This is a genomic window from Micromonospora sp. NPDC051296 (assembly GCF_040682255.1).
Classification (GTDB): Bacteria; Actinomycetota; Actinomycetes; order Mycobacteriales; family Micromonosporaceae; genus Micromonospora; species Micromonospora craterilacus.
This window is the reverse complement of the sequence record NZ_JBFBAO010000328.1, coordinates 1-8,081: the sequence shown is the minus strand read 5'-3', so window position 1 is coordinate 8,081 and position 8,081 is coordinate 1. Positions and strand designations below refer to the sequence as shown.

Below are 8,081 nucleotides of genomic sequence, written 5' to 3'. Positions count from 1 at the left end.
CGCCGATGGTGGTGCTGTCGCCGTGGCCGGTGTGCACGACGGTCTGCGGCGGCAGGGTGAGCAGCCGGTCCCGGATCGAGCCGATGATGGTGTCGGCGCGGGCAAGCCGCGGATGTTGGCAGAGTTCGGTACCAACTTCGACAGCGCTGACCCGACCGCCAAGCAGCGCTGGTTCGAGGAGTTCCCGTCGGCGCTCAAGGCGCATCCCAAGATCAAGGCCGCTATCTACTTCAACTCGCCGGGCATGACGCGGACGACGAGCGCCTGCAACATGACCATGAACCACGACGCGGCGGCGCTGGCCGGGTTCGCTGCCGCCGGACGGGATGGCTATCTGCGGCAACCGACGGGAGGGAGCCGCTGAGCGGAGGCGATTCGCAGGCCCTGCCGTGGCATCGGCGGCTGTCGGGCATCTGACCGATCGCGGCTTTTGTCCGCTTATCGAGCCGCCGGTCACCCAATCGGTGGTTGTTGCCCTCCGGAGTGGACGCGAGACTCTACGTGCGTTCTCGTCCACTCCGGAGGCTCAGCGTGCCCAGATTGTCCTTGTCGTGGCGTTCCGCGCGTAGACCCCGAATCCGGGCCGGGGTCGTCGCGTTGACGACCGTCGCGGCCGTGCTGGCCGTGCCCACCGCGGCAGCCGCGGCCGTGGTGCCGGCCCCCGAGCCGGGCACCCTGGTCACGACGAACCCCGCCGACCACACCCCGCACGCCAGGGACGGTGAGGCGCGCGCCTTCGCCGAGGTGGGCAACATGGTGTACGTCGGGGGCAGCTTCGCCCAGATCCGCCAGACAGCCAGCTCGACGTGGATCATCCGGCGCTACCTGTTCGCGTACGACCGGACCACCGGGGCCATCTCCACCACGTTCCTGCCGGTGCTCGACGGCGCGGTCAACGCGCTCATCGCCGGGCCGGGTGGCACGTTGATCGTCGGCGGGGCGTTCAAGAACGTCAACGGGGTGGCCCGACGGAACCTGGTGGCGCTGGATCCGGCCACCGGCGCGATCCGCGAGAGCTGGGTCGGCCGCTCGGACGGCGGGATGATCCGCGACATGGTCCTGCATCAGAACCATCTCTACCTGGCCGGCGCCTTCAACTGGATCAACGGCGCCGCCCACTCCGGGCTCGCCCGGCTGAACGCCACGACCGGGGCGATCGATCCGACCTTCAACATCAACGCCACCGTCGGTCGGCACGACACCGGCTCGTACGCCTGGACCATCGACGTCTCCCCAAACGGCCGCACCCTTGTCGTTGGCGGCAACTTCCGCTACGTCAACGACCTGCCCCGCAATCAGATGGCGCTGGTCGACCTCACCGGCACGCCCACCGTGATCGACTGGAGCACGGAGAAGTTCGTGCCGCCGTGCGGGGCGCCGACGGTGTACGTGCACTACGTGCAGGATGTGCGCTTCGGTGGTGACGGCACCTGGTTCGTGGTCGGCACCAACGGCGGCAACGGCTGGCCGGCCGCGTACTGCGACGCGCTGGTCCGCTTCGAGACCGCCGCCCGGGGCACCGGCCAGCTCGGCACCTGGGTCAACTTCACCGGCAACGACACGATCACCTCGGTGGAGGTGGCCGACAACATCATCTACCTCGGCGGGCACTTCCGCTGGCTGAACAACCCGTCCGGGTACGACCAGGCCGGCCCCGGCGCCGTCGACCGCCTGGGCGTCGCCGCGGTCACCCCGGCCACCGGTATGCCGGTCAACTGGAACCCGGGCCGCCGTGGCGGCACCTCGCTGCCCGCGGGCGCGACCTCCTGGGGTTCGCAGGTGCCGGTGCTCTGGCGGGGCAGCGACGGCCTCTACTTCGGGCACAACTCCGACGGCATGGGCAACGAGTACCACGGCCGGCTGGGACTGTTCCCGCTGGCGGGCGGGCGCACGGTCGTCCCGAAGAACCCGCCCACCGCGACCACCGGCCACCTCTACCTGAGCGTCGGCGCGGGCCAGCTCGCGAAGGTGCCGTTCGACGGCGCGGGGATCGGCTCGCCGACCACGGTCAGCCAGCCGAACTACACCGGGGCGGGGGCCACCTGGCGGGTCAGCGACCGGATCTACTGGTCACACCTAGTGGCCGGCACGCCGACCGGCAGCCGGATCGACATTTCGATGTTCAACGGCGGTGCCATCGGGGTCCCCTGGGAATCCTCCGGCTACAACGCCTGGTTCAACCCGGCACAGATGACCGGCGCCTTCTACCTCGACGGGCGGCTCTACTACACCCGCACCGGCACGAACCAGCTCTACTACCGGTACTTCGAGCCGGACGGCAACTACCTCGGGGCCACCGAGTTCAGCCTGCCCACCACCGGGGTCACCTGGTCGACCGTCCGCGGCATGGCCTGGGTGGGCGGCCGGATCGTCTACGGCGCCACCGACGGTGCGCTGCGCAGCGTGCCGTTCCACCCCACCGCGGCACCGGCGACGGTGGTCAACGGCACGGAGAGCACCGTCCTCGCGACCGCGAGTCCGGGGTTGAGTTGGTCCACCCCGTCCATGTTCTTCGCGTGAAGCCCCATGACTGACGCGGTACCGCGGTCCTGGTCCGCCGAACCGTACGGTGGCGGTGGCGGCTCGGAGCGTACGGTGACGTTGAGCGATCTGCTCCGCGTCCCGCTGCACCGGATCGGGGCGGTGGCGGTGACCGCCGCGCTGGGACTGGTCGCCGCGCTCGGGTACGTCACCTTCGTCCCCGGTCTGTACCGCGCGAACGCGGTGGTGGCCGTCCGCCCGGTGGTCACCGACGCCTTCAGCCCCAGCGGGGCCGCCGCCGACCGGGCGGTGAACATGAACGTGGAGAGCGGCATCGCCACCGGCACGGAGGTGGTGCGGCGGCTGGCCGAGATGAACGGGCAGGATCAACGCGACGTGCGGGATGCCCTCGAGGTCGAGGTGCCCGCCGGCGGGCAGATCCTGCGCTTCTCCTACGGGGCGCGCACCGCCGAGCAGGCCGTGCGGAGCGTCAACCTGGCCGCCGAGTCCTACCTCGACGTCCGTCGGTCGATGTACGAGCGGCAGCGGGACGAGATGCTCCGCTCGTACGACGAGAGCATCGCCAAGGTGGCCGCGCAGCAGGCGGCGGTCCAGAAGCGGATCGCCAACACCCGCCAGGGGGGAACCGACACCGCCGCGGCCGAGCTGACCGGGATCAACAGTCAGCTGACCCAGCTGAACTCCGCACGTACCGAGATCGCGGCGGTGGACGTCAATCCGGGCTGGGTCACCCAGACCGCAGAGCCGGCGCTGGTGTCCTCCGGCGGCCGGCAGTCGATGTTCGTGCTGGCCGGCCTGCTCGGCGGCGCGTTGCTCGGCGTCGTGCTGGCCTTCGCCCTCGAATCGGTGGACCGGCGGGTCCGATCGGCCGACGACGCCCGCCGTACCAGCGGTCTGGCGCTGCTCGGCACGGTCCGGGGTCGTCGGGGATTCGGTCGTCGAGGTCCGGTCGCGGCCGACATCAGGTACGTGGCCATGGCGATCGCGGAGCGGATCCACCAGCCGGCCCGGGTGACCCTGCTCAGCGCCCGGGAAGACCCCACACCGATCACCGCCCGGCTGGCGGTCGCGCTCGCGGTCGCAGGTCGCGACGTCTTCGTCGCCGACGACAGCGGACGACTGGACCGCCTCCGCGACGCGGTGCTCGTCGACCGTGCGCGGTTGCCGGCGTCAGTTGATCCGACCAGGCCGGCCGTCCCGAAACCTCGCTCCGCCCCGACCACCGCCGACGAGACCACCGAGGTGATCACGCCACCGCGTCGCCCGTCGCCGCGTCCCGTCAACCGGCGCACGTCGCCCGACCCGGACGCCACGCTCACCCTGCCCCGACCGGCGAGTGGTCCCGGCGGGCCGAACGGCCGGCCGGGGCACAGTGGCGAGGTCCGGGTGGGCGCCGGCAGTGTCCTGCTCGGGACGTTCCGGGACGGCGCCCGCCATCCGCTCCTGCTCTTCAACGCACCACCGGCCGAGACCGACGAACGGGGTGTCGCGGTGGCCCGCCAGGGCAGCGCGGTGGTGGTGGTCGAACGGGATCGCACCCGGCAGGCCGAACTGCGCCGCCTGGTGGAGCGGCTGCGGGCGGCCGGGGTCACCACGCTGGGCTTCGTGCTGACCCGTGACGGACGGGGCTGATCCGTGCCCCGCACCCGCGCGCCGGCGGTGACCGACCCGATCGGCGGGCGGCCAGCACCCGGTCCGGCACCGTGGGCCGCCGCGCCGCCCCGGCTGCCCAGCTGGCCCCTGATGGTGATGTTCGGCCTGGTGCCGATCTGGTGGCTGGCCGGGGCCTTCTATCTCGGCTGGGCGCTGCTCGGCGCCGTGTTGTTCGCGTTGCTGGTCGTCCGTGGACGCGTACCGTTGCCGCCCGCCACCGGGATCTGGCTGATCTTCCTCGCTCTGGTGGTGATCAGTGCGACCCGCCTGTCGTCACCGGGCTCGGTGGCCGCCTTCGGTCTGCGGCTGGGCTTCTACGCCACCGCCCTGGTGGTCGGCGGCTACGTGTACACCCTGGCCCGGGAGCGCGCCGATCAGGCGACGGTTCTGGTACCGCTCTGCGCGTTCTGGTTCGGCCTGGTCGCGCTCGGCTGGCTGGGCGTACTCGCGCCGCGGTTCGCCCTCACCACACCGGTCGAGGTGCTGCTTCCCGGTGGCATCGCCGGCAACCCCTACATCCAGGACCTGGTGCATATCACCGCGACCGAGTACAGCGCCCGGTCACTCGACCCGGTCTACCGGCCGGCGGCACCCTTTCCGTACACGAACAACTACGGCGGTGCGTACGCCATGACGCTGCCCTGCGTGGTGGCGTTCACCATGCTGCGCCGTCGGGGCGTACTGCGCTGGGCGTTGCTGGCGTCGCTGCCGCTGTCGCTGGCCCCGGCCTTCCTCACCCTGAACCGGGTGATGTTCGCGAGCCTCGGCGTGGGGCTGGCGGTGCTCGGTGTGCGGGCCGCGCTGCGCGGCAACGTCCAGGTCGGACTCTCCGTCGCGGGAGTGCTGCTCGCCGGCCTGCTCACCGCCCTGTTCATCCCGGTTGCCACGTTGATCGGTGACCGGGTCGAGTCCAGCGACACCAACACCGACCGGTTCTCGCTCTATGCGGAAGTGTTGCGCCGGATCGGTGACTCACCGTGGCTCGGCTACGGCGGGCCGGTCACGTCCGACACGGTTTCCGCCGAGGCGCCGGTCGGCACTCAGGGGCAACTCTGGATGGTGCTGTTCGGCCACGGCATACCGGCGCTGGTCTGTTTCCTCGCCTGGTTCCTGGTCGTCACGGTGATCTGCGCCCGGGCCGCCGGCGCCGCCGGGCAGTGGCTGGCGGTGGTTCCGGTGATCTGCCTGGTGCAGATCCCCTTCTACGGGATGGCGAGCCCGAACCTGTCCATCGCCTTCTTCGCCGTCGCCCTGTCGATGGCGCTCGTGGAGCGGGAGGCGGCGGCCCGCGGTGCGCCTCCGCCGGGTGCGCCGCCCGGTCCTCAGGTGGTGCCGGCGTGACCGCCGCCGCGCGTCCACCCACCGACGTCGCCTCGTCCCCGCGCCGCGATCCCGCCATCGTGGCCGGGTCGGAGCCGCCGCGGATCGGGACCGACGCCGCGGCGGAAGCCCGGCACAGCGCCCGTACGGGCATGGCCGGCCTGCTCGGGGCGGCGACCAACGGTCTGCTCGGATTCGTCCTGGCGGTGGTCATCACGCGTGGTTACGGCACGGCCGGGTCCGGGGTGTTCTTCGCGGCGATCGGTGTGGTCACGGTGGCCGCTGCGGTCTGCACGCTGGGTGCGGAAACCGGGCTGATCTGGACGCTGCCGAGGCGGCGTGCCGGCGCGTCCGGCGACGCGGCCCGGATCCTGCCGGTGGCGCTGATCCCGCCGGTCGCGGCCGCGCTGGTGGTCGCTGCTGTCGGGGTGGTCGTCGCCGAGCCGCTGGCGTCCCGCCTGCTCGACGCTCCCGACGACGGTGCCCTGGTCATCGCGCTGAGCTTCGCCGCGGTCCCGCTGGTGGTGGGCATGACGCTGCTGCTCGCCGCCCTCCGCTGCGTACGACCGATCCGCGCCTACCTCGCGGTGCAGTCGGTGCTGCTGCCGCTGGCGCGCCCGGCGCTGGTGGGCGTGGCGGTGCTGGCCGGCTGGGGGCTGGTGGCCGGGCTGACCGGCTGGCTGGTGCCGGCGGCGCTTGCCCTGCTGGTCTGCCTGACTCTGGTCGCCGGTCCGCTCGGGGTCCGGCGGGGAGCCGCCCTACGACCTCGGCCGACCGACTGGCGGAGGTTCTGGCGCTTCGCGCTGCCCCGGGCCGCGTCGGCGGTCATCGACGCTGGCGCGGTCTGGGTCGGGGTGCTGCTCACCTCGGTGCTCGCCGGGCCGGCGGAAGCCGGCGTCTTCGGCGCGGTCGGCCGCTACATCCTCGCCGGCCAGCTCGCCATGCAGGGGCTGCGCGTCGCGGTGTCGCCCCAGCTGTCCAGGCTGCTCGGGCAAGGGCAGTGGGCAACGGCGGCGACCGTGCACCGGCAGCTGACCGTCTGGGCCGTGGTGCTCTCCTGGCCGGTCTACCTGCTGCTGGCGATCTACGGCCGGGCGTTTCTTCAGCTCTTCGGAGCGGACTTCTCCGCCGGGGCCACCGCGATGACCGCGCTCGCGCTGGCCATGCTGGTGAACACCGGTGTCGGGAACGTGCAGAGTCTGCTGCTGATGAGCGGGCGCAGCGGGCTGCATCTGGCCGCCGCGTCGGCGGGACTGCTGGTCACCGTCTCGCTCGGCGTCCTGCTGATCCCCGGCCACGGCGCAACCGGGGCGGCGACGGCCTGGGCGGCGGGGATCGTCATGGAGAACATGATCGCGTTCGGCTGTGCCCGGGTGGTGATCGGTCAGCCGCTCGTCGACGCGACGATGCTTCGCGCGGCGCTGGCCGTCGTCGCCGCGGTGGGCGGCGCGGCGACGGTTGGCGTGCTGGTCGGCGGGCGGGTGCTGGCCGGCCTGGCGGTGACGGCCGGCGTGCTGGTCGCCGCCGGCGTCGGTTTGTCGACGGTGCCCCGGGTGCGGCGTGGCATCCGGGTGACGATGGGGCAGATCCGTGGTGCGACGCCGTCCGGCGTCCCACCACGGGTCTAGAAGGCAGGTGAGGTCGTGTCGTCCATCCGGGACCGGGTGAAGCAGCTGGTACCGGCCCAGGTGACGAGCCGGGTCCGGGAAGGTCTGGTCGACTACGGGGTACGCACCAGCGACCGTCGGCCGCTGCCGGACTTCCTCATCATCGGCACCAAGCGGGGCGGCACCACCTCGCTGTGGAACTACCTCGTCCAGCACCCGCTGGTGCCCCGGCTCTTCCCGGCCTGGAACACCAAGTCGTCGCACTACTTCGAGGAGAACTGGCGGCGCGGCGAGGCGTGGTACCGCTCGCACTTTCCGACCGTGCGGCAGCGGGAGGCGCTGGAGAGCCGCCGCGGCGGCCCGGTACGGGTCGGCGAGGCCGCCCCGCTGTACATGTTCCACCCTCTGGCTGCGGCGCGGGTCGCCACGCTGATGCCGGCGGTGCGGCTGATCGTGCTGCTGCGCGATCCGGTGGAGCGGGCGTACTCGCACTGGAAGGAGCGCCGGACCAACGGCGTGGAGCCGCTGGACTTCGCTGCGGCGTTGGCCGCCGAGCCGGAGCGTACGGCGGGGGAGCGGGAGCGGCTGATCGCCGAACCGGACCACTTCAGCGAGCGCTACGACTGGTACACCTACCGGGCCCGGGGCCGGTACCTGGAGCACCTTCAGCCGTGGCTGGACCGCTTCGACCGGGCGCAGATCCTCGTCCTGCCCAGCGAGGACCTCTACCGCGACGCCCGGGCCACCTACCGGCGCACCCTGGACTTCCTCGGTCTACCGGCGTTCGACCTGCCCGACTTCAAGGTCTACAACGACCGGCGCTCGGCTCCGCTGGAGCCTGCCCTGCGCGCCGAGCTGACCGGGTACTACCGCCCGCACAACGAGGCGTTGCGGCAGCGGCTCGGGATTCGCCTCGACTGGCCGTCATGAGCGAGCGTCAGCGTGCGAATCGTCAGCTCAGTGCGGTGGTGCCTCATGGCGGCACGGAGCGAAGCGGAG

At 72.1% G+C, this 8,081-nt stretch carries 5 protein-coding genes and 1 pseudogene; 5 read left to right on the top strand and 1 reads right to left on the bottom strand.

Translation table 11 applies throughout. The annotated features are described in order from the left end of the window. Positions 1-91 (bottom strand): annotated as a pseudogene (locus tag AB0M52_RS26730) (MBL fold metallo-hydrolase); the annotation flags it as partial. 485 nt (positions 92-576) lie between these two features. Here AB0M52_RS26730 and AB0M52_RS26725 point away from each other — a divergent pair. From AB0M52_RS26725 to AB0M52_RS26705, 5 genes are read left to right on the top strand one after another with little or no spacing between them, the layout of a single operon-like run. After that, complete coding sequence (locus AB0M52_RS26725; protein WP_363959096.1) at positions 577-2,520, top strand: hypothetical protein; 1,944 nt, start codon at positions 577-579, stop codon at positions 2,518-2,520. A gap of 6 nt (positions 2,521-2,526) precedes the next feature. Beyond that, on the top strand, positions 2,527-4,134 hold the full coding sequence (locus tag AB0M52_RS26720; RefSeq protein WP_363959089.1) for a lipopolysaccharide biosynthesis protein: 1,608 nt from the start codon (positions 2,527-2,529) through the stop codon (positions 4,132-4,134). 27 nt (positions 4,135-4,161) lie between these two features. Then, complete coding sequence (locus AB0M52_RS26715; protein WP_363959094.1) at positions 4,162-5,496, top strand: O-antigen ligase domain-containing protein; 1,335 nt, start codon at positions 4,162-4,164, stop codon at positions 5,494-5,496. 59 nt (positions 5,497-5,555) lie between these two features. Continuing rightward, positions 5,556-7,103, top strand: a complete 1,548-nt coding sequence (locus tag AB0M52_RS26710; protein WP_363959091.1) for a lipopolysaccharide biosynthesis protein — start codon at positions 5,556-5,558, stop codon at positions 7,101-7,103. A 15-nt stretch (positions 7,104-7,118) separates the two neighbouring features. Beyond that, positions 7,119-8,012 carry a sulfotransferase domain-containing protein gene (locus AB0M52_RS26705; RefSeq protein WP_363959087.1) on the top strand — a complete coding sequence of 298 codons (894 nt, stop codon included), beginning with the start codon at positions 7,119-7,121 and terminating at the stop codon, positions 8,010-8,012. The last annotated feature ends 69 nt before the right edge of the window (positions 8,013-8,081 follow it).